This is a genomic window from Aeromonas enterica (assembly GCF_054052465.1).
Genome location: NZ_JBSTYL010000006.1, coordinates 1 through 26556 on the forward strand (window position 1 = coordinate 1; position 26556 = coordinate 26556).

Consider the following 26556-nt stretch of genomic DNA (forward strand, 5'->3'; position numbering starts at 1 on the left):
CGGGGGGCCCCTTACCGCTCCCGGGCCCCCCGGGGTTGCCCCCCCCGGCGGCGGGGGCCCCGCCCCCCCCCCCTCGATCGGATACGCTTCCATGAACATATTGATGGCACTCTCCCAGCTCGAAGTGACGGGAGCTGAGGTCTATGCTACCACGGTCGGTAACGAATTGACCCGGCGTGGTCATCAGATTTTCTACGTATCGGACACGCTGACCAAGCCGACCCGGGGCCCCGTGTTCAAGCTGCGTTTCAACAAGCGCAGCATACTGCGCCGCTTCTGGCATGTGTTTTATCTCATCTACCTCATCAAGAAGCACCGTATCCAGTTAGTGCATGCACACTCCCGAGCCTCCGGCTGGAGCAGCTATGTGGCCTGCAAGCTGACCGGTACTCCCATGATCACCACGGTACATGGCCGCCAGCCGGTACACGCCTCCCGCAAGGCTTTCCATGCCCTCGGGTTCCGGGCCGTTGCCGTCTGCGAGGATATTGCCCACCAGATCGTCGACAATCTGGGGGTGGATCCGGCCATAGTGCAGGTGCTGCGCAACGGCATCGAGACTGACAAGTTTCAGCCCGTGCCGGCCCCGGACAATGCAACGCCGGTGATCGCCATCATAGGGCGGCTGAGCGGCCCCAAGGGCGAGCTCTGTTATCGCCTGCTGGACGAGGTGCTGGATCTGGATGCCTGTCAGGTAAGGGTGGTGAGCGGCAGTCAGCTGCCAGAGCGTTTCCACCGCTTCCAGAACCAGGTCGATTTCGTTGGTTATGTGGATGATGTCCCCGCTTTGCTGGCGGGATGTGATCTGGTGATCGGTGCCGGCCGGGTGGCGATGGAGGCACTGTTATGCGGACGTCCTGCTTTTGCCATCGGCGAGGCCAAGGCGATTGGACTGGTGACGGAACAGAACCTGGCCGAGGCGCTGGCCAGCAACTTTGGTGACATAGGCCCCCGAGATCTGGCGATCGATTTTGCCGCTTTGAAGACACAGATAGCACCCGCATTGGCCAGCAAGAGTGTGCCTGAGGCCGTTCGCCAGCGCATTCAGGTCGAATATGGCTTGGCGGGGGTGGTGAGCGGGCTGGAGTCCATCTATCAGGATGCGGTGGTCGAAACCCTGCGCCGCGAGATGCCGGTCATCATGTACCACCGTTTCATCGAGCACGAGAGCGAGAAGGGGGTGCACGGCACCTGGATGCCGATCGCCATGTTCGAGAAGCATCTTCGCTTAATGAAATGGCTGGGTTATGAAACTCTGACCTTCCGCGATCTGGCGGACAAGGGCTTTATCCATCGCCTGGAATATGGCAAGAAGTTCCTGATGATCACCGCCGACGACGGTTATCAGGACAACCTGACTCGCATGCTGCCGCTGCTTGAAAAATACGGTTACAAAGCCGTGGTGTATGTGGTGACCGGAGAGGAGCATAATCGCTGGGACGTGGAGCATGTCAGCAACCCGGATACTCAGGTTTCCTTGATGAATGGGGAACAGATAAAGGCCCTTGTGGCCTCCGGCCATGTGGAGATCGGTGGCCATACCCTGACTCACCCCAGGTTGAGCAAGCTGGCATCCGAGCAGCAAGCCCATGAAATTCAAGAGAACAAGCGACAACTCGAGATCCTTCTAGGCCACCCCTTGCTATCGTTCGCCTACCCTTATGGAGATATGGATGAGAGTGCCAAGGTGCAGGCACGGGCCGCAGGCTACCGTTTTGCCGTGGCGACCAACAGTGGTCCCAGAGCCATGCATCAAGATCCTTACCGGATCCGTCGCATCGCTATTTTCCCTCGTACCGATGTTTTTGGCCTGTGGCGCAAAATCCGGGGGAATTATGTATTCAGAAAATAAGGCTATGGTAGAGAGAAATATGCCGTTAAAGACAGAAATTTCAGTCAATAAGTACCCCTTGTGGCTGCGCAGTGACCAACTTTTCCCTCTGTTAGTTCAATTGTCAGCCTTTCTGTTTGGTGTGTTGGCGCTGGCCGTGCCTAGTGGTTATTCCTACGGCCCCGCCCTACTGTTACTGGCAGGTCTCGGTTTTATTGGCATCAAGCGCTCTGCTTGGAGATTGTCGCGTGAGTTCCAATTTATCGGACTTGGCTTGTTGACGTATTTTATCGTTATGGCTATTTCTGTCTGGCTGGATGGTGGCAAGATAAGCGAAATCGACAGGGCCAGCCGAGCATTGATGGCTGTCGTAATGTTGCCCTTACTAGCTAGCGTACCAGTACGCCTGCCTATACTGCTGTCAGGTTGTGGTGTCGGTGCTCTCCTCGCATTTGGCATCGCCATTCATGATAAGTTTATCTTGGGTTATGAACGGGCATTTAACGATATAATGCCGATTCAGAGTGGCAATATTGCAATGTCGTTGGGATTGTTTTGCCTGTGTGGCCAATTTTGGGCGCAGAAGACGGGACGGTTCATTTTCTCGCTATTTATGTTGCTTGGGACCTGTGCTGGGATGGGGGCCAGTTTCCTCTCGGGTACGCGCGGGGGTTGGGTACTGTTACCAGTTATTTTATTTACTATCGCGATGTTGTTTAAGGAGTGCCTGTATCGCAAGGCGACCTTGGCTATGATTGTAGGGGGCTTGTTATGTGGTGGATTTTTGATTGTCCAACCGCAGAGTGGTGTGGAAGCGCGGATAGAGATCGCTCAGAAAGATATCAGTCAATATCTCGACAAAACCAACCTCAACACCTCTTTAGGCATAAGGTTTCAGCTTTGGCAGAGTGCTTGGCAGAGCTTTACCGAAAAGCCGTTATTTGGTTGGGGTAACCATGGGGTTAGGGAGTCTCAGAAAGCGCAGTTGATACGTGGTGAGATCAGCCAGTTTATCTATGATTTTAACTCCCATGCCCATAACCAATTCCTCGATGAAATGGCAAAACGAGGTATTGTTGGCCTTGGTACGTTGCTGATGCTGCTGTTGATTCCCCTACTCTTAGTAAAAAAACGTTTGCACCTACCCCATGATTATGATGTGCATTGTGGGGCTGCATTAGTTATTGTTACTGTCTTTTCATCGGTAGATTACTGTCTCAGTCAGGCTTTTTTTGGTCACAATTCAGGTATTACTTTTTTTGTTTCATCCTTGGTTATGGCTGCATCTATTGTTTTAAAGGGAAGTCAAAGCAAATAAAAAATTAATGACGCTAAATAGGAAGGTTATACAGTTTTATGAGTATGGTTAGTTTTATAATGAACTCTAATATGAAAATTAAAGAGGTGTGGTGTGAGGGTTTGCATTTCAATTATAGTTTTAAATTATAACTCCTCAAAATATACAATTAATTGTATTGATAGTATATTAAAAGGTTCATATCAGCAGTATGAAATAATACTGGTTGATAATAATTCGAATGCAGATGAACGTGGTATTATTATTGATTACTTGAATGTCAAAAATAATGATAAAATTCTCTTTATAGAGAATGATATTAATTTTGGCTTTGCTCTTGGCAACATATTTGGAGTGTCGGTAGCAAAAGGAAAATACATATTTATTCTTAACAATGATACTCTGGTGGATGAGTGCGCGCTTGATATACTTCATTCATTTATGGAGGATAATCCAGACGTATCGTTGTGTATACCATCTCAGTATAATAAAGATGGTGTATATCATCCATCCTTTGCCTATTTACCATCAGTAGCTAATCAGTGGTTTGGTAACGGGTTGTGTCGAATGTTAAAACCATCAGAATATATGGATAGGAGGAAGGAATATAAAGCTCCATTTCGTATCCAAATGGGCAGTGGAGCATCAATGTTTTTTCGCGCATCTGATTATTTTAAAATTGGAGGTTTAGATCCTAATTTTTTCCTTTACTGCGAGGAAGAGGACATCTGTATTAGAATGAGAAAAGAAAAGATGAATATATTTTTTGTCCCAGATGCAAAGATAATTCATTATGGTGGTGGGAGTACGAATAGAAATATAGAGGTGGAAATAGAATTTTATAGATCTTTGTTTTATTTCTTTGACAAAAACTACAAATATTTTTCTGCAAAACTTCTTAAGTTTAGATTTTTTATTAAAGAACTCATAAAGTCATGTAAAAAACCAACCAGACTTAAGCTACTTTTTGCCATGATAATATATTCATCACTGTCTCACTCATTAAGACATAAACAACGAGGTTTGAAGGGTTAGTTTTATTAAATAGTTGGTGATCTTGATAGAGGGTAACTTAAATTGGGTTGCTGTCTTCGTATTTTTAAGATGATTGGGTTTATAATAACGTAAATTTAAATTTTTTTAATTTTAGTTTATAATCTAATCATCTTGAAATTTTAAAAAAACTACCTGGAGAGAATATCTTTAACCAAATTTTAAATATTAAAATATGTGCCGGGTAAGGAAATTATTATATTAATAGTGAAACCTATTTTCGTGTGAAGCGGGCACACCAGTAACTGGTGAAAGAACTATTCTGTTCTTTTCGTTACTGGCGAGGCGTATATTCGTAGTCAATTATTTATATCTTGTCGTGAGCTATACCTACCTTAGTCCAGAGTTGGGCCAGTCTATCTTGCACATTCAGGACTTCCTGCTCGGGATCCCGGTGGTCGGTGTCGATGAACTGATAGCGGGGGTGGGAAACAGGGTTGGCAATGGTCGAGTGGCCCAGCGGGGAGACAATTGTCAACAGTGGTATGTCCAGTGCCTGTGCAATATGGCGGGGGCCGGTATCGTTGCCGACAAACAGTTGGCAATGGGCGAACAGCCCCACTAGCTCCCGCACCGAGCGGGTCTTGATCTGATCAAACACGCTGGCCTGCAAGGCGGTAGGCAGCAGCGGCTTGAGACCGCGGTTGTACTCCTCCTCTCCCGGTCCGCAGTAGATCAGGATCTGGGCGTTGTGCTGTTCGATGAGCCATTGGGCAACTTGGGCGAAGCAGTCGATGGGCCAGCGCTTGTAGTGCCCCAGCGAGTTGACGCCCATGGCGATCAAGGGCCGAGCGAGATCGACGCCAGCCGCCTGCAAGGTTTCCCGTCCCTGCTGCTTCTCCTCCTCGCTCAGCCAGAGATGGTAATTGCGATCTTCTTTGGCCAGTTTGAGGGGCTTGAGCAGCGAGAAGCGGTCGTCGATCAGGGTACTGTTGCCCTGGAATTCGGTGTCTTTGCGAAAGCGTACTATGTGGTTGTGGCCGAGCCGCCAGGGGAAGGAGTCAAATCCTATCCGCAACCTGGCGCCGGAGAAGAGACAGGTCAGCAGGCCTATCATCTGGCCTTGGCTGTTGACCACCACGTCATAGTGTTCGCGGCGGATATCCAGCAGCAGGCCCTTCATGTAGCGCCAGTCGTTGCGCCTGGCCTTCTCGATAATGAGGAGTCGATCGATATTGGGATTGCCCTGCGCCATACCCGCGCAATAATCCATGACCAGATAGTGAACTTCCCCGGTTGGATCGTTCTGCTTGAGGTTGTTGCACAGCGCGGTGGAGATCAGCACATCCCCTATCTGTTTGGTTTGTACTACAAGGTATTTCATAAGGCAGGCCTCAATAGAGGTCGTTGTTGAGCATCAGCGTGACAGCATACCGCACAAGCGAGTCAGATGCTGTCGGTCAGGAATGAAAATCCGATCTGGCTCAAGCCAATGGCGGTGTGGTACAGGCTTGGAGTAGAAGCCCGTCATTGACGGGCTTCTCGCAGCCATTACTCGATGTTCTGGATCTGCTCGCGCATCTGCTCGATGAGCACCTTCAACTCGACGGCGGACTGGGTCACCTCGGCGTTGATGGACTTGGAGCCCAGCGTGTTCGACTCGCGGTTGAACTCCTGCATCATGAAGTCGAGACGGCGGCCACAGGCGCCACCCTTCTTCATGATCTTGACGGTTTCGCTGATGTGCATCTCCAGTCGGTCCAGCTCTTCGGCCACGTCGATCTTCTGGGCCAGCAGCACGATTTCCTGCTCGATCCGGGCCGGATCCAGCTCCACCTTGGCCTCGGTCAGGCGATCGGTGAGCTTCTGGCGCTGCCACTCGATGATCTGCGGCAGGTGTATGCGCACCTTCTTCACTTCCACCTGGATGCCATCCAGACGCTGCTGGATCAAGTTCTTGAGGTTGGCCCCTTCGCTGGCGCGGGAGGCGATGAAGTCTTCCATGGTCTGGTCAAACCCGCCGAGCAGCTCGGTGGCGACCGCGTCCATGTCCTGCTCGGCGGCGGCCATGACACCCGGCCAGCGCAGCACGTCGACCGGGTTGAGCTGGCCTTGGCCCGCTTCTTTCATTACCCAGTTGGCGCTGTCGATGATGAGCTTTGCCAGCTCTTCATTGATATGCAGCTGGCTGGCGGCGGCCTGAGCGGCTTCGAAACGCAGGTTGCACTCCACCTTGCCGCGTTGCAGCTTGGCACGGAAACGCTCACGCAGCACCGGCTCCAGGCTGCGCAGTTGCTCCGGCAGACGGATATAGGTTTCCAGATAGCGCTGGTTTACCGAACGAATTTCCCAAACGGCTGTGCCCCAGTCGCCCTTGAATTCCTTGCGGGCGTAGGCGGTCATGCTGTGAATCATTGATTGTTCCGGGCTTGATGAAGTGGGCAGCCAGTATACTCAGCCAGACTTGTCCCGTCAGCCATAGCCGTGGCGTTAGCACCCGTTCCGGCTTTTTGTGGGACTAGGCCCAGCACGGCCCAGACTCCTCAGCAAGGGTGATAGACACCGATTAGGGTGCGGTTCCTCACCGTTGTGATGGCCGTTCACGACTGATCGGGAATAGCTTCTTAGCGGCTGATATTTGGGGCTGGATCACTTATACTCCTTCGCCAATTTGAGCCAGCCCAGAGGTCCGTTCCATGTCACGTCCCAGCGATCGCAGTGCCGCGCAACTTCGCCCGGTTACCATTACCCGCAATTTCACCAAACATGCAGAAGGCTCAGTGCTGGTGGAGTTCGGTAACACTCGCGTGCTCTGCACCGCCAGCGTCGACACCAGCGTACCTCGCTTCCTGAAAGGGAAGGGCCAGGGTTGGGTCACCGCCGAATACGGCATGCTGCCGCGCTCCACCCATTCGCGCATGAACCGCGAAGCGGCCGCCGGCAAGCAGAGTGGCCGTACCCTGGAGATCTCCCGGCTGATCGCCCGCTCCCTGCGTGCTGCCGTCGATCTGACCGCGCTGGGCGAGCACTCCATCACGGTGGATTGTGACGTGCTGCAAGCCGATGGCGGCACCCGCACCGCTTCCATTACCGGTGCCTGCGTGGCGCTGGTGGATGCGCTGAACTGGATGGTCGAAAAAGGCATGCTCAAGCAGAGCCCGCTCAAGCAGATGATCGCCGCCGTCTCCGTCGGCATGTATCAGGGCGAAGCCATCTGCGATCTGGAGTACATCGAAGACTCCGCCGCCGAGACCGACATGAACGTGGTGATGACCGAAGATGGTCGCATCATAGAGGTGCAGGGCACCGCGGAGGCCGAACCCTTCACCCATGAGGAGCTGCTGGCGATGCTGGGGCTCGCCAAGGGCGGCATTGAAGAGATCATTGTGCTGCAGAAGCAGTCACTTGCATGATTTTAAAAACGCGGCCTGGTCCGCGTTTTTTTATACCCCCACACAAGTAAACGACAAGCCAAGCAAGGAGCCAGAATGAAAGCCTACCAGCGTCAATTTATCGAGTTCGCCCTGGAGAAGCAGGTCCTCAAATTCGGTGAATTTACCCTGAAATCCGGTCGTAAAAGCCCCTACTTCTTCAACGCCGGTCTGTTCAACAGCGGCCGCGATCTGGCCCGCCTCGGCCGCTTCTATGCCGTCGCCCTGATGGATGCCGGCATCGAGTTCGATGTGCTGTTTGGCCCGGCCTACAAGGGGATCCCCATCGCCTCCGCCACCGCAGTGCAGCTGGTGGAGCAGCACGACGTGGACGTGCCCTGGTGCTTCAACCGCAAGGAGGCCAAGGATCACGGCGAGGGCGGCAATCTGGTGGGCAGCCCGCTCAAGGGGCGCATCATGCTGGTGGACGACGTCATCACCGCCGGCACCGCCATCCGTGAATCCATGGATCTGATCCAGGCCAACGGTGCCTCCCTGGCTGGCGTACTGATCGCGCTGGACCGTCAGGAGAAGGGCAAGGGGGAGCTCTCAGCCATTCAGGAGGTGGAGCGCGACTATGGCGCTCACATCATCGCCATCATCCAGATGAGCGACCTGATCCAGTATCTGGAAGAGAAGCAGGCCGAGCAGCCGGCGCTGGCGGCGCAACTGGCCGCCATGCAGGCTTATCGCGCCCAGTACGGCATCTGATAGTCGGCTGGCCTTATAAGGCGTGACGTCAATACGGCGGCGCCCGTCGCCTGCCCGGGGGATCCGGCAGGGAGCGGGCGCCGTTTTTTCATGTTTAAAAAAGTGCGTGTCGTGGCTTGAGCTTACCCTTACAGTAAAGGTTAGGGTTTAGCGGTCGGCAGCCAGTTTGGCCGATTGGTTCCGAGGAGGAACAGCATGAGCACCCAACTTCAACCCCCCATTCATCTGCAACTGCCGCTCAGCGGCATGAGTTGCGCCAACTGCGCCAGCCGCATCAGCACAGCCCTCAACCAGCTCGATGGCGTGACGGCCACCGTCAACTTCGCGCTGGAGCAGGCCGCTATCGACCTTGCCAGCCCTGACCGTTTGCCGGCAGTGCTGGAGAGCATCAAGGCGCAGGGTTACGGCTACGGCCACGAGACCCTCTCCTTCCAGATCAGCGGCATGACCTGCGCGGGCTGTTCAGCACGTCTCAACAAGATGCTGGCGGCGCTGCCGGGCGTGCTCTCGGCCGAGGTCAATTTCTCCATCGAGCAGGCCCGCATCGAGCTGGTGCCTGGCATGCAGACCCCGGCCTCGTTGCGCGAACAGATAGAGGCGCTTGGCTTTGGTGCCCAGCTGGCGCAAGGCTCGGCCAGTGCGCGCCGCCAACAGTTGCAGGCGCGTGAAGAGCAGGAGGCCGCCGCTGCGCACAAGGCGTTGATCCAGGTGGTTATTTCGGCCCTGCTGACCCTGCCGCTGCTGGTGGGCATGATCGCCATGGCGGGGTTGCTTCCCTGGCATATACCTGCCTGGCTGGAGCTGATGCTCGCCACCCCGGTGCAGTTCTGGATTGGGGCCCGCTTTTATCGCGGCGCCTGGCTCGCCCTCAAGAATCGCTCCGCCAACATGGATGTGCTGGTGGCGACCGGCACCAGTGCCGCCTACTTCTACAGCCTCTACCTGCTGCTGACCTTAGGCGTGGCCGCCAGCGGTAAACTCTATTTCGAGGCGAGCGCCATCATCATCACGCTCATTTCGTTGGGAAAACTGCTGGAGGCCCGCGCCCGCCGCAGCACCCAGTCCGCCATTCGCGAACTGATGGCGCTGCGGCCGGAAACCGCCACCGTCTGGCGCGGCGAGGCGTGGCAGAGCGTGGCCATAGATGAAGTGCTGCGCGGTGATCGGCTGCGGGTGCTGGTGGGCGAGCGGGTGCCGGTGGATGGCAAGATAGTGAGCGGCGAGAGTGAGCTGGATGAATCCATTCTGACCGGCGAAAGCCTGCCGGTGCCGCGGGGTATCGGGGAGAGCGTGCTGGGCGGCGCCATCAACCGCTCTGGGGTGCTGGAGATCGAAGCCACCACAGTGGGGGAGGATTCCAGCCTCAGCAAGATCATCGCCCTGGTGGAGAGCGCCCAGATGGGCAAGGCGCCGCTGCAACAGCTGGTGGACAAGGTGTCCGCCGTGTTCGTACCGGTAGTGATGGCCATCGCCCTGTTCACCCTGCTGGTGTGGTACGCCATCGGCAACGACTTTGGTCAGGCGCTGCTGGCGGCGGTGGCCGTGCTGGTGATCGCCTGTCCCTGTGCGCTGGGGCTGGCCACGCCGGCGGCCATTGTCACCGGTACCGGGGTGGCGGCACGCCACGGCATTCTGATCAAAGATGTCGATACCCTGCAAAAGGCCCATGCCATCAAGGCGCTCATCTTCGACAAGACCGGCACCCTGACCCAAGGCCGGCCGGTGCTGGCCAGCTGGAGCGGCAACGACGAGCAACTGCGGCTCGCCGCCGCTCTACAGCAAGCGAGCGAGCATCCGCTGGCACTGGCCATGCGCGAGGCGGTCGGCACAGACGTGGCGCTGCCCCAGCCGGAAGCGGTGGAGGTGCGGGTCGGTGCCGGTATTGTCGGCCAGGTGGCGGGTCACTCGGTCGCCATCGGCAATGGATCCCTGCTGGCTCAGCTCGGGATTGAGCTGCCGCAGCAGGATGAACAGCCTGTCGACGGCGCGACCCGGGTCTGGCTCGCCATCGACGGCGTGGTTGTCGGCATCGCCGCCCTGGCCGATACCCTGCGGCCAGAGAGCCCGGAAGCCATCGCCACCCTGCGCCAGCGCGGCATCGCCAGCTGGCTGGTGAGCGGCGATGCGCCGGCACCCGTGGCCCATATCGCCGCCAAGCTGGGGCTGGACGGGGCATTCGACTCAGTCCTGCCCGCCGGCAAGGTAGACAAGGTGGAAGCGCTGCGCGCACAAACCAGCGGGCTGGTAGCCATGGTGGGGGACGGGGTGAATGATGCCCCGGCGCTGGCGGCGGCGGACGTGGGCATCGCCATGGGCTCCGGCTCGGACGTGGCGATGGAGACGGCCTCCATCACGCTCATGCGTTCTGACCCGCGGTTGGTGGCCGATGCCATCGACATCTCGGCGGCCACCTGGCGCACCATACAGCAGAACCTGTTCTGGGCCTTCGTGTTCAACATCATCGGCATTCCGCTGGCGGCGCTGGGGTATCTCAGCCCCGAGCTGGCGGGCGCGGCCATGGCTCTGAGCAGCATCACGGTATTGAGCAATTCCCTGTTACTGAAACGCTGGCAGCCCAGAGCGGGCAGCCGGCGCCAATCTGAATCGCAAAGGAGTCACCCATGAACATCAGCAAGGTTGCCAAGGCCACGGGGCTGACCGCCAAGACCATCCGTTATTACGAGAGCATCGGCCTCATCTCGGCGCCGGTACGCAGCGATAACGGCTATCGCAGCTACACCGAGGGGGCGCTGCGGGAGCTGCGCTTCGTCAAGCGGGCGCGGGAGACCGGCTTCAATCTGGAGGAGTGTCAGGAGCTGCTGGCGCTCTATCGGGACGAGCACAGAACCAGCGCCCAGGTGAAGAAGCTGGCACAGGAGAAAATAGTCGATCTGCGTACTCGCATTGCCGGCTTGCAGGCCATGCTGGCCTCCCTCGAGGGGCTGGTCTGCTGCTGCCATGGGGATGAAAGCCCAGAGTGCCCCATCCTGGACGAGCTGGAACGCGGCTGAGCGGTCCTGCCGGCAGGCCGGGATCTGGCGTCATCGACTGACCAACTGCTTAATAACAGACGTTTTATTGTTGGCCCGGAAGGGGTAGTGGTAGACTGTGCGGCTCTTGTACAGGGAGTACGCAGTTGACTCAGAGTGTGACACGTCAGGTGAAGCAGGCCATCATGGCCCAGCTCTATACTCACGCCTCATTCAGCCTGCCTTGCCTGGGTCTGCTGGCGCTCGGCTGGAGCCTGTTGTTCCACGATTACCTGCCCGCCGGCGAGGCGCTCGGCTGGCTGGCGCTGGTCAGCCTGCTGCTGCTGTGTCGCGGCTGGCACCTGCGCTGGCGTCAGCCCCGGCTGGCGCAGATCCCCTTGCCGGTGCTGGAGCGCGAACTGTTCATCGGGGTGACCATCACCTCCATCATCTGGGCGCTCGGCGTGCTGCTCTACATGGACAAGCTGCCCGACACCTATCGCGCCGCCATGATGATGCTCTCCAGCCTGATCCTCACCGGCAGCGCCATCATGCTGTTTGGCAGCCGCCGCTCCCTCTACGGCGCCGTCTTGCCGCTCGGGCTGGCCATGTTGTTCGAGCTGGGGGCCGGCAACGAGCAGGAGCGGATCGTCTCCTGCATGCTGGCGGGCTATCTGTTTGTCTTCTTGCCGACTTTGCTGCGCCGTCTGCGGCGGGATCAGGTCGCCTCCCTCTATCACCGCTTCTCCAACGCCGATCTGGTGGCCGAGCTGAAGGCGGTCTCAGAGCACCTCAAGCTCACCTCCCGGCTGGACGGATTGACCGGCATCGCCAATCGCGCCCACCTCGACTATTGCCTTGAGCGGGCCTGGCGCCGCTGTCATCGCGCCCGGGCGCCTTTGTCACTGGTGCTGGTGGATGTGGATTACTTCAAGCAGTTCAACGATCTCTATGGTCATCAGCTGGGTGATGAATGTCTGCAGCAGGTGGCGGGTCTATTGGCCGAAGTGCAGCGCCGCGAGGATGATCTCGCCGCTCGCTACGGCGGGGAGGAGTTTGCTCTGCTGCTGCCCTGTACCAGCATGCAGGGGGCGCTGCAGATCGCCGAGAACGTGCGGGTGGCGCTCAAGGAGCTGGGCATTCCCCACCAGAAATCCCTGGTCTCCGGCCGTGTCAGTTGCAGCTTCGGAGTGGCGACCCTGGTGCCGGATCAGAGCGGCTCCATCGCGGAGCTTATCCAAAAAGCGGATGCGGCCCTCTATCAGGCCAAGCATAATGGGCGGGATCGTATCGAAGTAGCCTTGATGGGTAAGGTTGCCTGAGTTTCACATGACAGATTTAAAGAGGTTGTCTATGCAATGTCATCGTATCGAAGAGCTGCTGGAGTTGTTGCAGCCTGCCTGGATCAAGGAACAGGACCTCAGCCTGGTGCAGTTCGTGGCCAAACTGGCGGCGGAAGCCGGCTATGAGGGTGCCTTGTCCGACCTGACCGACGACATGCTGATCTACCACCTCAAGATGCGGGAGTCCGACAAGCAGGCGATGATCCCCGGCCTGGCCAAGGATCATGTACCCGACTTCAAGGAAGCCCTGCTCAAGGCGCGCGGCATCAAGTAAAGATTGCTCCAGATGGAGCCTTTGATGGTGTTCAAAGGAATCTCTGAGAAAGGCGTTTCGTCAACTGGCGACACGCCTTTTTTGTTGCTTGAAATTGCGACATCACTCGAACATTAGATACATTTTACCCACACAATTAGCAGGTTGTTTAAGATATAATCCGCCCCATAACAAATAAGGGAGCTGTGTCTTGCAATGGCCGATCATGAAAAAATCGATATCAAGGATGTCACCGGCGATGTAACGGGGACGTACAACCCCAATACCTTCAAAGCCGGCGATGACAGGTTCAATCCCGGCAACCGCATCTACGTGAGGGCGCAACCCGGTTACTGGCAGCGGGTGCGCAAGGCCATGGGCTGGTTCTTCGTGGTGCTCTTCGTCGCCATTCCCTGGTTGCGCTACGACGGTCGCCAGGCCGTGCTGTTCGACATCGGTCACCAGCAGTTCCACATCTTCGGTGCCACCATCTGGCCGCAGGATCTCACTCTGCTGGCCTGGATCTTCATGATCGCCGCCTTCGCACTCTTCTTCGTGACCACCTTCCTCGGCCGGGTCTGGTGTGGCTATCTTTGCCCGCAGACCGTGTGGACCTTCATGTTCATCTGGTTCGAAGAGAAGCTGGAAGGGGCGGCCAACAAGCGGCGCAAGCTGGATGCGGCGCCCTGGAGTGGCGAGAAGCTGGCCCGCAAGGGCGCCAAGCATCTGGCCTGGATCCTGCTGTCGCTGGGTACCGGTCTTACCTTCGTCGCCTACTTCCAGGATGCGTTCCAGCTGGTGCCTGACTTCTTCACCCTGCAGGCGAGCGGTTGGGTCATCTTCTGGGTGCTGTTCTTCGCCGCCTGTACCTATGGCAACGCTGGCTGGATGCGCGCCATCATGTGTATCCACATGTGCCCTTATGCCCGCTTCCAGTCCGCCATGTTCGACAAGGACACCTTCATCGTCGGCTACGACACCAAGCGTGGCGAGACCCGCGGTGCCCGTGCCCGCAAGGCCGATCCCAAGGCGCTGGGGCTGGGTGACTGCATCGACTGCGATCTCTGCGTGCAGGTCTGCCCGACCGGCATCGACATCCGCGATGGCCTGCAGTACGAGTGCATCAACTGCGGCGCCTGCGTCGATGCCTGTGACCAGACCATGGATCGCATGGGCTATCCGAAGGGGCTGATCAGCTATACCACCGAGCACAAGCTGGCCCACAACAGTACCCATGTGGCGCGGCCCAAGCTGCTCGGCTACGGCCTGGTGATGGTCATCATGCTGGGGGTGTTCGTCTACAACGCCATGTCCATCATGCCCATGGGGCTCGACATACTGCGGGATCGCAACCAGCTGTTCCGCGAGAACAGCGAGGGGCTCATCGAGAACACCTATACCCTCAAGATCCTTAACAAGACACTGCATGCCCAGACCTATCAGCTGGATGTGGAGGGGCTGCCGGAGCACCAATGGTTCGGTCCGCGCGAAGTGACCCTGAAGGCGGGCGAGATCTACACCCTGCCGGTGAGCGTGGCCGTCGACCCCTTCAACCTGAAGAAGCCGACTCTGGACATACAGTTCGTGCTCAAGCGGGATGGAACGGCAACCGATGACAACAAGGGCACCCTGCGCCAGGCCAGCAAATTTATCAGCCGGCTGTGATGCCTGAGAGAGCTATGGGTGGCCGCCCCCCAGTGACCGCAGTGATGGCAGGAAAGCGTGGCGCAACCGGTTGGGTTGAACGCCATTGAACCGAGTGGTGATAGACTGGGGCGCAACGGCGCCCCTTTCTTATGGTGGATGACATGCGTTTCAACTATTCCGACCTCAATCCCGATCTCATCATGGACGCGCTGGATCTCAGCGGCCTGCGTATCGACTCCGGCCTCATCGAGCTCAACAGCTACGAGAACCGGGTCTACCAGTTTCAGGACGAGGATCGTCGCCGCTACGTGGTGAAGTTTTATCGTCCCGGTCGCTGGAGCCGGGCCCAGATCCTGGAAGAGCACGACTTTGCCGCCCGCCTCAATGAGGCGGAGATCCCGGTCGCCGCCCCCATCGTCTTCGCCGGCGAGACCCTGCTGGAGCATCAGGGCTACCCCTTCGCCATCTGGCAGAGCGTGGGGGGCCGCCAGTTCGAGGTGGACAACCTGGATCAGCTGGAGTGGGTGGGGCGCTACCTTGGCCGTATCCACCAGATAGGCGCCAGCCGTCCCTTCCATCATCGCGTCCGGCTGGATGTAGAAAGCATGCTGCACGAGCCGCGTCAGCTGCTGGCGTCCGGCGAGTGGTTGCCGAGCGGGCTGGCCAAGTCCTTCTTCGGGGTACTCGACGAGCTGATCAAGCACGTCTGTGACGCCATGACTCTGGATGTGGCACAGATCTCCCTGCACGGCGACTGCCATCCAGGCAACATACTGTGGCGCGACGGTCCCATGTTCGTCGATCTCGATGACTGCCGTACCGGCCCTGCCATCCAGGATCTCTGGATGCTGCTCAACGGCGAGCGTCACGAACAGCTGATCCAGCTCGATACCCTGCTGGCGGGCTATGAGGAGTTCATGGAGTTCGACCCGCGGGAGCTGGCGCTGATCGAGCCGCTGCGAGCCATGCGCATAGTCCACTACATGGCCTGGCTGGCCCGGCGCTGGGAAGATCCGGCGTTTCCACGCCACTTCCCCTGGTTCAATACCGATCACTACTGGCGCCAGCAGATCGCGACCCTGCATGACCAGCTTGAGGCGCTCAAGGCGCCACCGTTGACGCTGACGCCGGGCTGGTGAGTATAAGAAGGGGATGCGGGTTGTCGGCATGGGGCCATGGCGATTGCCAGTGGATGGCGCGCCCAGTCGTTGAACCGCCGGTGCGCCCCTTTGCCATTGACGCCAGCTTGGCGACGCAATAGGCTTGGCACTGCTTCGGTTCGCCGGGCGTGCCTCACAGTGATCCCTTTACAGGAAACGTCATGAAAAAAGTACTATTTTTCCTCGCTGCCATGCTGATGATCCCCATGGTTCACGCCGCCCCCGAATTCAAGGAAGGCGTTAACTACGACGTGGTCAAACAGACGGGTAGCGCCCAACCGGAAGTGCTGGAGTTCTTCTCCTACTTCTGCCCCCATTGTGCCAAATTCGAGCCGATTGCCGCGGATCTGAAAAAGAACCTGCCGGAAGGCGTGCCGATGAAGAAAAACCCGGTGGCCTTCCTGGGTCGCGAGATGGGCCCGGAGATGCAGCGTGCTTATGCCGTTGCCAGCCTGCTGAATGTTGAAGGCAAGCTGACCCCGGCCATCTTCGACAAGATCCACACCCAGCGCCAGATCCCGCAGAGCCGCACCGACGTGAAGCAGATCTTCGTGGATAACGGCGTGCCGGCCGAAGAGTTCGACGGTGCCGTCGACAGCTTTGCCGTCTCCGGCATGGTTTCCCAGTTTGACCGCAACACCGAGAGCTACAACATCCGCGGTGTGCCGGCCTTTCTGGTGAATGGCAAGTACATGGTGAAGATCGAATCCATTACTTCCCAGGAGCAGTTCAACCAGCTGGTGAAATTCCTGCTGGCCAAGAAAGATTGATTGCTGACTGACCTGATGAAAAAAGCCCGCCGGTGCAAACCGGCGGGCTTTTTGTTTATCGGGGCTGGAGCCGGGACTGCTCGACGCTGAGAGGTTATTCCCGATTCAAATTTGGCAGTCCCGTTGGGAGGGCGCTGGGCGCGGCAACCGGGAGCGACGGCTGATGCCCTCTGCCAGCCAGACCAGCAGCAAGATGGCCAGGATCAGGGTGGCAGCCTGATCGTAACGGAACAGACTCAGGGACACATAGAGCTGCTGCCCCAGCCCGCCTGCGCCCACCACCCCGAGTATGGTGGCGGCCCTCAGGTTCATCTCGCCGCGATAGAGGCTGTAGGCCAACCACTGGCGTGACACCAGTGGAAACAGACCGTACCAGAAGCTGGCAACGGGGCCGGCGCCGCTCAATTGCAGGGCGAGGCGAGGGGCCTGATCCGCGTTCTCCAGCGTCTCAACGAACAGCCTGGCCAGCACCCCAGTGGTGTGCAGGGTGAGCGCCAGTATGCCCGCCACCGGCCCCAGCCCGACCGCGATCACCAACAAGCTGGCGAAGATGAGCTCCGGCACGGACCGCAGCAGGTTGAACAGCAGCCGCAGCGGCCAGCAGTGGCGGGCGAGGCAGGCCAGCGGCAGGGCCAGCAGGGCGCTCAACAGGGTGCTCAGCAGCGCCATCTGTATCGTATCGAGCAGGCCGGTGCCGACCGTCAGCAGGAAGGGTGTCGACCAGTCCGGTTGCAGAAACTCGCCAACAAACTGGCCCAACCCGCCGAGGGAGAAACTCAGCATGCGCCAGTCGAGCTGGTGGAACGCCATGGCGCTGGCCAGCCCCAGGCAGACCAGCAGTTGCAGACCGGGTGAGCGGGTGTGGCGCAGCCAGGCGCTGAGGCCGTCAGCCAGTGTCACCAGCAGGATGAAGGCCAGCAGCAGGGTCACCACCTCACCGCCGGCAAACATGCGCAACGAGAGTTCGAGCTGCTGACCGAGCCCGCCGGCACCGACGAAGCCCATGATGACGGAGGCGCGCAGGGCACACTCCCAGCGATAGACGGTGTAGGAGAGCAGCTCCTGACGCACCGCGGGCAACACGCCGTACCAGAGCGCCTGCAGCCGGCCGCTGCCACCGAGCAGCAGGGCGCGGGCCGGTTGCAGGGCACCGCTCTCCATGATCTCGTTGTAGACCTTGGCCAGCATGCCGCCGTAGCTGACGGCGATGGCCAGGATGGCGGCCAGGGGGCCGAGCCCGGACAGGCGCACGAACAGCAGCGCCCAGATGAGCTCGGGCAGGCTGCGCAGCAGAATGGCGATGAGTCGGCTGAAGGCGCGCAAGGCGCCGCGCAGCGGGCTGGGGATGGGGCCCAGCTCGGCCAGCGACAGGGCGCGGGAGCCGAGGAGGGCGAACGGAATGCCGAGCAGCAGGGCGCCGGCCAGCCCCAGGGTCGCCACGGCCAGACTCTCCAGGGTGGCGGTCAGGGTCAGGGCGAGAAAGTCCTTATCAACGCGGGGTGGCCAGCTGGTGGCGAGGAAATTGCCCATCTGCCGCCAGCTCTGGCCATCGAGCAGACCGAGCCAACTGTCGGCCTGTTGCCACAGGCTGTAGCCGACCAGAGCCAGCAGCCAGGGCAGGGGATGGTGCCAGCGGCTCATCAGTCGCTGCACGGCAGTGCCTCCTTGTCACCGGCGTAGAGCGCGGCCAGCATGGCCGGGGTGACGGCGGCGGCGGGACAGTCGAACAGCACCCGTCCCTCGCGCAGGCCTATGATACGGGGAAAGCGCTCGAGCGCCAGTTCGACCGCGTGCAAACTGGCGATCAGGGTGCTGCCGCGAGTGCGGGCTTGTGCCAGCAGGGCATCCAGGCTGCTCTGGGCGAGCACGGGATCGAGGGCGGAGACGGGTTCATCGGCCAGCATCAGGTCCGGCTGCTGATAGAGCACCCGGGCTATGCCGACCCGCTGCAACTGGCCGCCGGAGAGCTCGCCACAGCGCTGTTGCCACTTGTCGGCGAGGCCGAGGCGAGCCAGTTCGGCCTGTGCACCTTGCGGATCGCAGGGGCGCAGCAGCGAGAGCAGGGCGCGACAGAGGGACCACTGGCCGAGTCTGCCAGCCAGCACGGCGGTCACCACCGGCTGGGAGGCGGGCAGCGGAGGCTGCTGCCAGACCATGCCGATCCGGCTGCGCAACCGCTGGCGGGCGCGGGTGGAGAGGGCCCAGGGATCTTCCCCCCAGAGGGAGAGTGCCAGCTCACCGCGCAACTCGGTGCCGATCAGCCGCAGCAGGCTGGTTTTGCCCGCGCCGCTCGGCCCTATGATGGCGACACACTCCCCAGCCTCGATCTGCAGGCGAAGCGGATGCAGGATGCGACTCTCGCCGAGCCGCAGCCCTGCTCCGTCCAGCGCAACGGCGATCACTTCAGCAGACCGGCCTGGGTCGCGGCCGCTTCGATGCCCTGATAGTTCTCGGGCCTGGTTTCGATGAAGCGGCTGGCTCGTTGCAGCTTGAGGATCTCGGCCTGGGCCGGGACGGCAGGATCCAGGCTGAGGAAGGCCTGCTTGATCTTCTCCTGCAGCGCTGGATCCAGGTCGCCGCGCACCGTCCAGTTGTAGTCAAAGTAGGTCGGCGTGGTCCAGATCACCTTGACCTTTGCGGTATCGACCTTGCCCTCTTCCACCAGCTTGTCCCACACGGAGGCGTTGAGCGCACCGGCCGGCACCTTGCCGGAGGCGACCCAGGCGACGGTGGCGTCGTGGGCGCCGGAGAAGGCGACATGGGCGAAGTCACGCTCCGGATTGATGCCCTGCTCGGCCAGGAAGTGGCGCGGCATCAGGTGACCCGAGGTGGAGGAGGGGGAACCGAAGGCGAAGTCCTTGCCCTTGGTGTCGGCCAGGGTCTTGATGCCGCTGTCGGCGTTGGCGATGAACTTGGAGGTGAACTGGGCATCTTCCTGACGTTGTACCAGCGGCACCACCTTGTCGGCCCGACGATGAGCCTGTACATAGGTGAAGCCCCCGAGCCAGGCCATGTCGAGCTTGCCGGCGGCCAGTGCCTCGACCACGGCGGCGTAATCGTTGACCGGCACAAACACTACTTCGCGCCCAGTCTTCTCGGCCAGGTACTCTCCAAGCGGGGCAAACTTGCGCTGCAGCTCGGTGGGGGCTTCGTCCGGGATGGCGGAGACCCGCAACGGCTCGGCGGCGGTGGCACCCAGGCTGGCCAGCAGGGTAGTGAGGGCAAATATCCATTTAGGGGTCATGAGCAGTTCCTTGTGGTCTGTCGTTCAGGCAAGAGAAAGGCCCGACACGAGTCGGACCTTTCAGTGGGGTCATGGTAGGGGGCCACTGGCGCTCTGCGCAAGATGGGCCCCTCAAAAAGGTACGTTACACCCCGACGTGGAACGCCTGCTTGAGATTGCGGATGAAATCCGCATCCCGGCAGAGGGTCTTGCCAGGGCTGTCGGAGATTTTGGCGACCGGGCCGCCGTTGCACTCCATCAGCTTGAAGACGATGTTCATCGGGCTGACGCCGGGCAGATCGCAGGTGAGCTTGGTGCCGATGCCGAAGCTGGTGTTGATGCGGCCCCGGAAGTGGCGGAACAGCTGCACCGCCTTGTCGAGATTGAGGCCATCGGAGAAGACCAGGGTCTTGTCGGTGGGATTGATGCCGAGCCGCTGGTAGTGGCTGATGGCCTTCTCGCCCCACACCACGGGATCGCCAGAGTCGTGGCGCAGCCCCTGATAGCGGCTGGCCAGCTCGAAGTCGAAGTCACGCAGGAAGGCGTCCATGGTGATGCAGTCGGTCAGGGCGATGCCGAGGTGGTTGGTGAACTCGTCCAGCCAGCTGGTGAGGGCGGCACGCTGGCTGTGTTCCAGCGGGAAACCGAGCTGCTGGTGAGCCTGGAACCACTCGTGGGCCTGGGTACCCACTGCGGGTAATTGGTACTTCTGGGCCAGCAGGTAGTTGCTGGTGCCGCGAAACGCTGGCAGCCGCTCCTTGAGGCGGCCCACCACGGCATCCTGCACCGCGTGGGAGAAGCGGCGGCGAGTACCGAAGTCGATGAGGTTGAACTCGCTCATCTCCTCGGCGCTGAGCTCCTGCTCCAGCTTGTCGATCTTCTGATCGAGCCGATCCAGCGCCTGACTGACGCCAAACTGGGGGTAGCGGAAGCGGTTGCGCATCTCGCTGATGATGGCGAGCACCGGGATTTCCCACAGGATGACATCCTGCCAGGGCCCTTCGACCCGCACATTGATGCGGCCATCCTGCTCGAATACTTTCAGCAGGGAGGCATCGAGCGGCTTGCGGCGCAGGTGGTCGAGGTAGTCGGCGGTGAAGAAGGGGCGCTCGGCCAGAAAATTGAGCTCGGGTCTGGTGAGGCGCAGGGAGCCTGCGAGGCGCAGCTGCTCCTCGATCTGGCCCATCATGGGCAGCAGATCCTCTTCGTTGCGGCTGTGGAACTCGGCCACCACCTCGGCATCCGGATAGCGATGGAACACCGCCTGCTGCATATGCAGCTTGTAGGCGTCGGTGTCGAGCAGGCTGGTGAGAATCGGTGGCATATCAGGCTCCCTGCAGGCTGGCGAGCGCGATGACGCGCTCCTGCTGCATAGGTAATGTGCAGACGCCGGTATCGGGTTGGAGGGTGAGGATCGGCGGCATATCAGGCATCCAGCAGGCGTTGTATATCGGTCAGGGTCTGGGCCAGTTCGGCGCCGGCCTCGATCATCTGGGCGCGGGCCTGGGCGACCGTCTCGGGGGCGATACCACGGCAGGCATCGAGGTGGACGATGACCCGGAAACCGGCGCGGCGCAGCTGCAGCACGCTGGTCTTGACGCAGTAGTCGGTGGCGAGGCCGCCGGCCAGCACTGTGTTGACGCCACGGGCTTGCAGAAACTCGATGAGTCCGGTACTGCGTCGTTCGGCCAGATCGTGGAAGCAGGTGCCGTAGGGGTGCAGATCCGGCTCGACCCCTTTCCAGACGAAGAAGTCGTAATCGATGGGGGCGGGCAGGCCGTCGAGCAGTTCGAAACCCCGGGTGCCTGGCACGCAGTGCGCCGGCCAGGTGAGATCGGCATTGGGCAAGTCCAGCGGCAGCAGCATGCCGGCGGGGTCGGAAACGGCCCAGGCGGCGTTGGCGGGGTGGGCGTCCTTGCTGCCGATCCGCAGCGTGGCGAGGGTGGCCTGAGCGTTGAGCGCAGCCACAATATCATCCCCGCCCACGACGGGCAGTTCGTTCGGGCAGAGGGGGGTAAAACCCTTCTGCGCATCAATATCCAGGCTGGCGACGGTTCCCATTGAGTGGCTCCTGCACATACTATTCATGTGATATTATCTACCAAACATTAATGGAAGGCGAGCAGGGCGATCGGCATGCTGAGAATGAGTCTGGATATGGTGGTGCTGCGGTTGCATAACGAGCGGCTCGAGCTGCTGCTTGAAACCCGCGATCGCCCGCCTTTTGCCCACTGCTGGCAACTGCCTGCGTTGCGCATCGACGAGACTCGGGATCGGGATCTGGACGCGGCTCGCCACCGGCTGCTGGGGGAGTGGGGACTGGGCCACTGCTACAGCGAGCAGGTCTGCACCCTCGGCAATCTGGAGCGGGATCCCCGTGGCTGGTCCACGACACTGGTCTATCTCTGTCTGGTCGAACCGGATGTTGAGGCCATTCACGGCTGCTGGCATCCGCTCTCGGCCCTGCCCGGCCTCAGCCTCGCCTTCGATCACACCCAGCTGATCGCCAGAGGGCTGGAGCGGCTGCGGATCAAGAGCCGTTACAGCACTCTGCCGCTGCAACTGCTGGGGCCCGAGTTCACCCTCTCCGAGGTGCAGCGCGCCTTCGAAATCATCCTGCAAACTCCCATGAACACGGCCGCGTTTCGCAAGCGGATCCATCGTGCCGACATTCTGGTGGATACAGGTCGCAAGCGGACCGGCAAGCAGCGTCCCGCCATCCTCTACCGGATGGAGAGCCCCTGCTGCGTCATGTTCGATCAGGTGATGCATGGAGCGGAAGCATGAACAAAACGCCATCCCGGGTGCTGGTGAGTGCCTGCCTGCTGGGTCAGCCGGTGCGTTACGACGGCCAGAGCAAGGGGATCGTCAGCGACTGGCTGACGGCGCTGGGGGCCGAAGGGCGGGCGTTGGCCTTCTGCCCCGAAGTGGCGGGCGGCCTGCCGACCCCGCGTCCCCCCGCCGAGCGACAGGGCGATCTGGTGCTGACCGCGATCGGGCTGGATGTGACTGCCGAGTTTGATCGTGGCGCCGAGCTGGCGCTGGAGATCTGTCAGGCGCAGGGTATTCGCTTCGCTCTGCTGAAAGAGGGGAGCCCTTCCTGTGGCAGCGGTCGCATCTACAACGGCCGCTTCGAAGGTGTGTCAGTGGCGGGCGAGGGCATGACCACGGCCCTGTTACGCCGCCACGGGATAGTAGTCTTTTCCGAAGATCAGTTGGCCGATCTGGCCTCTGCACTCTCTTTGGATCCCTCTTTGGCGGCAACCGGCAGCGGTTCCTGATCCCGCTGCCAGACGTCCAGCACCTCGTCCTTCTCCTGCCAGCGCTGGTTCAGCCAGCCCTGAAAACCCCGCTTGAACTGCTTGTCATTGAAATAGTCACCGACCAGCGCCTCATCCACCGGCAGCTCCTCGATGCGCACCCTGATGCGCTTCATCCGCCCCATCAGAAAGTCTTTGAACGGGGTCTCAGTGTTATCCGGATAGCTGATAGTGACGTTGATAAGGCTGTCAAACTGCTCCCCCATAGCCGCCAGAGTGAAGGCGAGCCCGGCTGCCTTGGGCGGCATCAGGTGACGGTAGCGGGAACGCGCGGCATCCCGCTTGGGTTCGGTGAAGCGGGTCCCCTCCACGAAGTTGATGACGGTGGTGGGGATGTGGCGAAACTTCTCGCAGGCGTTGCGGGTGGTCTCTATGTCCTTGCCGCGCAGATGTGGGTTGCGCAGCAGAAACTCCCGTGAATAGCGGCGCATAAAGGGCATGTCCAGCCCCCAGCAGGCAAGCCCCAGCAGCGGTATGTAGATGAGCTCGTGCTTCATGAAGAACTTGGGCACCGGCAGCCGATCCCGGAACAGGTGGCCCAGCACCACTATGTCGGTCCAGCTCATGTGGTTGCTGACGATGAGATACCAGCCATCCTTGTGCAGCTGCGTGTCATCCTCGATCTGCCAGTCGATGCGGGTGGTGAGGCGGATCACCAGTGCGTTGCAGGCTAGCCAGAGGCGCATGAAGCGGTTGTTGAGGCGGCTGCAGGCACGGCCACAGGCCGGCATGGGCAGCAGCAGCTTGGCCAGCGACACCAGCAGGATCAGGCTGGCGCACAGGGCGGTGAACAAAATGGTCAGGCTGGTGCTGATGAGCAGCACCAGGGGGCCGGGGAGCAGGGTTGGCATGGGCGTCGTTTACTGCGTCTTGTCCGCCAGCAGCTGGTCCAGAGTCTGGTCCTTCTCGCGCCAGATCCCGTTCAGCCACCGTTGAAACTCTTGTTGGAACTCGGGGTCATTGAAGTAATCCCCCACCAGATTGCGTTCGATCGGCAGAAAGCGGACCCGAACCTTGATCTCCTTGACCCGACCGCACATGAAGTCCCAGTAGCTGGGGATACCGTCCGGATAGGCGATGGTCACATCCACCAGCTTGTGCAGTTGATCGCCCATAGCCGCCAGAGTGAAGGCGATGCCGCCTGCTCTCGGGTGCAGCAGGTGGCGATAGGGCGGGGCCTGCTTGTCGTGTTTGTGGGCGGTGAAGCGGGTGCCCTCCACGAAGTTCATCACACTCACCGGAATGTGGCGAAACTTGGCACAGGCCTGGCGCGTTGTTTCTATGTCTTTTCCCTTCAGATGCGGTCTTTTTTCCAGAAATTTTCGGGAATAACGTCGCATGAAGGGGAAATCCAGCGCCCACCAGGCCAGACCGAGAAAAGGTACCCAAATCAGTTCTTTCTTGAGGAAAAACTTCAGGAAGGGGATTTTCTGATTGAAAATCCGCTGCAGCACCAGTATGTCGACCCAGGATTGATGGTTGGCAATGACCATATACCACTCATTCCGGCTCCCTTTGTCCACTCCGACCACCTCGAAAGGCGTTTTGATGATGGTTTTCTGGATCAGATTGTTGAAACCGATCCAGCAACTGGCGCAGCCGTCCAGCAGGGCATTGCAGAGGGTGCGCCAGCCCTTGAGCGGCAGCAGCAGCTTGATCAGGCCAAGCAGCAGTATGGGAACAAACCAGAAGAGAGTGTTGAGGAAATAGAGCAGGGTCGAGAGGCTGCCGCGCAGTCGCTCTATCAGCTTGTTGTGCATGAGTCGGGTCCGTCTTGTTGTCTGTGGGTGGCAACCAAGTGGTCAGATCTGTGGCCATAATATCAGCCGATGGCCCGCTAGACCATGCACAGGGCCATCGGCAGCCCGGGACTCATGTTTTCTGCATGCTGCCAATCAGCCGCTGCGTAGCCGCGACAGCAGCCGGTCCATGGCCCTGTAGCCGAGCGCCTCGATCAGGTGCTCCTTCTCGATGGTGGGTCGCCCCGCCAGATCGGCTATGGTGCGTGACACCCGCAGGATGCGGTGCCAGGCCCGGATGCTGAGTCCCAGCTTCTGGATTGCATTCTCCAAAAACTCGGCATCTTGCGGTGATAATCGGCAAATGTCATCTATCTCACGACTATCCAGCAGATTGTTGAGTTTGCCATTGCGGCTCAGCATCCGCTCTCGCGCCGCCAGCACCCGATCGCGGATCTGCTGGCTTGACTCCCCCCGCTCCGCCTTGCCGGTGAGGCTCCCTTTGGGCAGCAGCGGCACCTCCACCGTCAGATCAAATCTGTCGAGGAAGGGGCCCGAGAGTTTGCCGAGGTAGCGCAGTATCTGATCCGGGCTGGAGCGGGTCTGGCCGTCGCCATAGTGGCCGCAGGGGCTGGGATTCATGGCGCCCACCAGCTGGAAGCGGGCGGGGAAATCCACCTGACGGGCGGCGCGGCTGATGGTGATGTGGCCGGTCTCCAGCGGCTCGCGCAGGGAGTCGAGCACCTTGCGCTCGAACTCGGGCAGTTCATCCAGAAACAGCACCCCGTTGTGGGCCAACGAAATTTCACCGGGCCGCGGGTGGCTGCCGCCCCCCACCAGGGCGACGGCGGAGGCGCTGTGGTGGGGTGTGCGATAGGGTCTGTGGTGCCAGTGACCGGCGCGCGGGGTCAGCCCGCCGATGGAGTGGATGGCGGCGGTCTGCTGCGCCTCCTGCTCACTCAGGGGTGGCAAGATGCCGGGCAACCGGCTGGCCAGCATGCTCTTGCCGGTACCGGGCGGGCCTATGAACAGCAGGTTGTGGCTGCCGGCAGCAGCGATCTCCAATGCCCGCTTGGCCTGTGACTGGCCGATCACATCCTGCAGATCCGGCACATCGGGCAGGGAGTCCGTGGTCTGGGGATCCGGCAGCGGCAGCTCATATTGGCCTGCCAGCCAGGCGGTGACGGCCAGCAGCTGGTGGGCGGTACGCACCTCGGCATCCTGAATGAGGGAGGCTTCGGGGCCATTTTCTCTCGGTACCAGCAGGGTGCGTCCCGCATCGCGGCAGGCGAGCACTGCGGGCAGCACCCCGAGCACGGGGCGGATCTCGCCGGTCAGGGCCAACTCTCCTAAAAATTCGTGATCGAGCAGGTATTTTGCCGGTATCTGCTTGGAAGCGGCGAGAATGCCGATGGCGATGGCCAGATCGAAACGGCCGCCCTCCTTGGGCAGGTCGGCGGGGGCCAGATTGACCGTGATGTGTTTGCTCGGGAACTCGAAGTTGCCGTTGAGCAGAGCGCTGCGCACCCGATCCCGCGACTCCTTCACCGAGGTTTCCGGCAATCCCACCATGTTGAAGGCGGGCAGACCGTTGGAGAGGTGAACTTCCACCGTGACTTGCGGTGCAGCGATCCCCAGGCTGGCACGGCTATAAACCACAGCTAATGACATAAATCCCATCCTTGGTTTGATGTATGTGCTGGTTAACCGTTTTTTATTAGTTTTTTATGCCAGCTATCGCAGCGCGGCTTAGTCAAAATCAGAGTCTTGTCAGGTAAAAAAGGCTTGCCCAATAAAATTCACCATGCTAGTTCTAATAGCCATTCGCGGTGCAAACCGCCCCAATTTCACAGGATTTCCGGTTGTAAC

Annotated in this window: 24 protein-coding genes; 14 read left to right on the forward strand and 10 right to left on the reverse strand. The window is 59.8% G+C overall.

Translation table 11 applies throughout. The annotated features are described in order from the left end of the window. Nucleotides 1–91 precede the first annotated feature (91 nt). The 3 genes from ACW5XD_RS08605 to ACW5XD_RS08615 all read left to right on the forward strand — a co-directional run bounded on the left by ACW5XD_RS08605 (nt 92) and on the right by ACW5XD_RS08615 (nt 4163). Complete coding sequence (locus tag ACW5XD_RS08605; protein ID WP_456494531.1) at nt 92–1852, forward strand: polysaccharide deacetylase family protein; 1761 nt, start codon at nt 92–94, stop codon at nt 1850–1852. Beyond that, nucleotides 1836–3149 carry an O-antigen ligase family protein gene (locus ACW5XD_RS08610; RefSeq protein ID WP_456494532.1) on the forward strand — a complete coding sequence of 438 codons (1314 nt, stop codon included), beginning with the start codon at nt 1836–1838 and terminating at the stop codon, nt 3147–3149. Before ACW5XD_RS08605 ends, ACW5XD_RS08610 begins: the two co-directional genes overlap by 17 nt. A gap of 93 nt (nt 3150–3242) precedes the next feature. Beyond that, nucleotides 3243–4163: a glycosyltransferase family 2 protein gene (locus ACW5XD_RS08615; RefSeq protein ID WP_456494533.1), complete on the forward strand. Its 921-nt coding sequence runs from the start codon at nt 3243–3245 to the stop codon at nt 4161–4163. 325 nt (nt 4164–4488) lie between these two features. Here ACW5XD_RS08615 and ACW5XD_RS08620 read toward each other — a convergent pair whose 3' ends face one another. Both ACW5XD_RS08620 and ACW5XD_RS08625 read right to left on the reverse strand, forming a co-directional pair. Then, nucleotides 4489–5505: a glycosyltransferase family 9 protein gene (locus tag ACW5XD_RS08620; protein WP_456494534.1), complete on the reverse strand. Its 1017-nt coding sequence runs from the start codon at nt 5503–5505 to the stop codon at nt 4489–4491. Between the two features lie 167 nt (nt 5506–5672). Further along, the gene (locus ACW5XD_RS08625; RefSeq protein WP_290066155.1) at nt 5673–6536 is read right to left on the reverse strand and encodes a YicC/YloC family endoribonuclease; all 864 of its coding nucleotides are present in this window, start codon (nt 6534–6536) and stop codon (nt 5673–5675) included. A 281-nt stretch (nt 6537–6817) separates the two neighbouring features. Here ACW5XD_RS08625 and rph point away from each other — a divergent pair, with 281 nt between their 5' ends. The 9 genes from rph to ACW5XD_RS08670 all read left to right on the forward strand — a co-directional run bounded on the left by rph (nt 6818) and on the right by ACW5XD_RS08670 (nt 16405). Next, nucleotides 6818–7534, forward strand: a complete 717-nt coding sequence (rph, locus tag ACW5XD_RS08630) for a ribonuclease PH (RefSeq protein ID WP_456494535.1) — start codon at nt 6818–6820, stop codon at nt 7532–7534. Nucleotides 7535–7609: 75 nt separating this feature from the next. Further along, a complete protein-coding gene (pyrE, locus tag ACW5XD_RS08635; protein WP_456494536.1) occupies nt 7610–8263 on the forward strand; it encodes an orotate phosphoribosyltransferase in 654 nt (217 codons plus the stop codon). Nucleotides 8264–8458: 195 nt separating this feature from the next. Next, nucleotides 8459–10888, forward strand: a complete 2430-nt coding sequence (locus tag ACW5XD_RS08640; RefSeq protein WP_456494537.1) for a heavy metal translocating P-type ATPase — start codon at nt 8459–8461, stop codon at nt 10886–10888. Then, the gene (gene cueR / locus ACW5XD_RS08645) at nt 10885–11274 is read left to right on the forward strand and encodes a Cu(I)-responsive transcriptional regulator (protein WP_456494538.1); all 390 of its coding nucleotides are present in this window, start codon (nt 10885–10887) and stop codon (nt 11272–11274) included. The genes ACW5XD_RS08640 and cueR overlap by 4 nt, the downstream gene beginning before the upstream one ends. 125 nt (nt 11275–11399) lie before the next feature. Then, on the forward strand, nt 11400–12554 hold the full coding sequence (locus tag ACW5XD_RS08650) for a diguanylate cyclase domain-containing protein (protein WP_456494539.1): 1155 nt from the start codon (nt 11400–11402) through the stop codon (nt 12552–12554). Between the two features lie 31 nt (nt 12555–12585). Continuing rightward, nucleotides 12586–12849: a YihD family protein gene (locus ACW5XD_RS08655; RefSeq protein WP_042870400.1), complete on the forward strand. Its 264-nt coding sequence runs from the start codon at nt 12586–12588 to the stop codon at nt 12847–12849. A gap of 195 nt (nt 12850–13044) precedes the next feature. Then, nucleotides 13045–14493, forward strand: a complete 1449-nt coding sequence (ccoG, locus tag ACW5XD_RS08660; protein WP_456494540.1) for a cytochrome c oxidase accessory protein CcoG — start codon at nt 13045–13047, stop codon at nt 14491–14493. A 131-nt stretch (nt 14494–14624) separates the two neighbouring features. Then, nucleotides 14625–15614 (forward strand): serine/threonine protein kinase, encoded by a 990-nt coding sequence (locus tag ACW5XD_RS08665; RefSeq protein WP_456494541.1) that lies wholly within the window; start codon nt 14625–14627, stop codon nt 15612–15614. Between the two features lie 182 nt (nt 15615–15796). Then, on the forward strand, nt 15797–16405 hold the full coding sequence (locus tag ACW5XD_RS08670) for a thiol:disulfide interchange protein DsbA/DsbL (RefSeq protein WP_456494542.1): 609 nt from the start codon (nt 15797–15799) through the stop codon (nt 16403–16405). A 105-nt stretch (nt 16406–16510) separates the two neighbouring features. Here the strand turns inward: ACW5XD_RS08670 and phnE are convergent, their stop codons facing one another. The 5 genes from phnE to ACW5XD_RS08695 all read right to left on the reverse strand — a co-directional run bounded on the left by phnE (nt 16511) and on the right by ACW5XD_RS08695 (nt 21689). Continuing rightward, nucleotides 16511–18046 (reverse strand): phosphonate ABC transporter, permease protein PhnE, encoded by a 1536-nt coding sequence (gene phnE, locus ACW5XD_RS08675; RefSeq protein ID WP_456494696.1) that lies wholly within the window; start codon nt 18044–18046, stop codon nt 16511–16513. After that, nucleotides 18046–18807 (reverse strand): phosphonate ABC transporter ATP-binding protein, encoded by a 762-nt coding sequence (locus ACW5XD_RS08680; protein WP_456494543.1) that lies wholly within the window; start codon nt 18805–18807, stop codon nt 18046–18048. Before ACW5XD_RS08680 ends, phnE begins: the two co-directional genes overlap by 1 nt. Beyond that, on the reverse strand, nt 18804–19649 hold the full coding sequence (locus ACW5XD_RS08685) for a putative selenate ABC transporter substrate-binding protein (protein ID WP_456494544.1): 846 nt from the start codon (nt 19647–19649) through the stop codon (nt 18804–18806). The genes ACW5XD_RS08680 and ACW5XD_RS08685 overlap by 4 nt, the downstream gene beginning before the upstream one ends. Before the next feature lie 124 nt (nt 19650–19773). Further along, entirely contained in the window at nt 19774–20952 is a 1179-nt protein-coding gene (pncB, locus tag ACW5XD_RS08690) for a nicotinate phosphoribosyltransferase (RefSeq protein WP_456494545.1), read from the reverse strand. A 101-nt stretch (nt 20953–21053) separates the two neighbouring features. Then, nucleotides 21054–21689, reverse strand: coding sequence for a nicotinamidase (locus tag ACW5XD_RS08695; protein WP_456494546.1), 636 nt, complete (start codon nt 21687–21689; stop codon nt 21054–21056). 75 nt (nt 21690–21764) lie between these two features. On the opposite strand from ACW5XD_RS08695, the gene ACW5XD_RS08700 reads away from it, so the two are divergent. Both ACW5XD_RS08700 and ACW5XD_RS08705 read left to right on the forward strand, forming a co-directional pair. After that, nucleotides 21765–22415, forward strand: coding sequence for an NUDIX hydrolase (locus tag ACW5XD_RS08700; RefSeq protein ID WP_456494547.1), 651 nt, complete (start codon nt 21765–21767; stop codon nt 22413–22415). Beyond that, on the forward strand, nt 22412–22909 hold the full coding sequence (locus ACW5XD_RS08705; RefSeq protein ID WP_456494548.1) for a DUF523 domain-containing protein: 498 nt from the start codon (nt 22412–22414) through the stop codon (nt 22907–22909). Before ACW5XD_RS08700 ends, ACW5XD_RS08705 begins: the two co-directional genes overlap by 4 nt. Here ACW5XD_RS08705 and ACW5XD_RS08710 read toward each other — a convergent pair. The 3 genes from ACW5XD_RS08710 to ACW5XD_RS08720 all read right to left on the reverse strand — a co-directional run bounded on the left by ACW5XD_RS08710 (nt 22840) and on the right by ACW5XD_RS08720 (nt 26358). Further along, nucleotides 22840–23799 carry an acyltransferase gene (locus tag ACW5XD_RS08710; RefSeq protein WP_456494549.1) on the reverse strand — a complete coding sequence of 320 codons (960 nt, stop codon included), beginning with the start codon at nt 23797–23799 and terminating at the stop codon, nt 22840–22842. The genes ACW5XD_RS08705 and ACW5XD_RS08710 overlap by 70 nt on opposite strands. 9 nt (nt 23800–23808) lie before the next feature. Beyond that, nucleotides 23809–24708, reverse strand: a complete 900-nt coding sequence (locus tag ACW5XD_RS08715; RefSeq protein WP_456494550.1) for an acyltransferase — start codon at nt 24706–24708, stop codon at nt 23809–23811. A gap of 135 nt (nt 24709–24843) precedes the next feature. Further along, nucleotides 24844–26358: a YifB family Mg chelatase-like AAA ATPase gene (locus tag ACW5XD_RS08720; protein WP_456494551.1), complete on the reverse strand. Its 1515-nt coding sequence runs from the start codon at nt 26356–26358 to the stop codon at nt 24844–24846. Between the last annotated feature and the right edge of the window lie 198 nt (nt 26359–26556).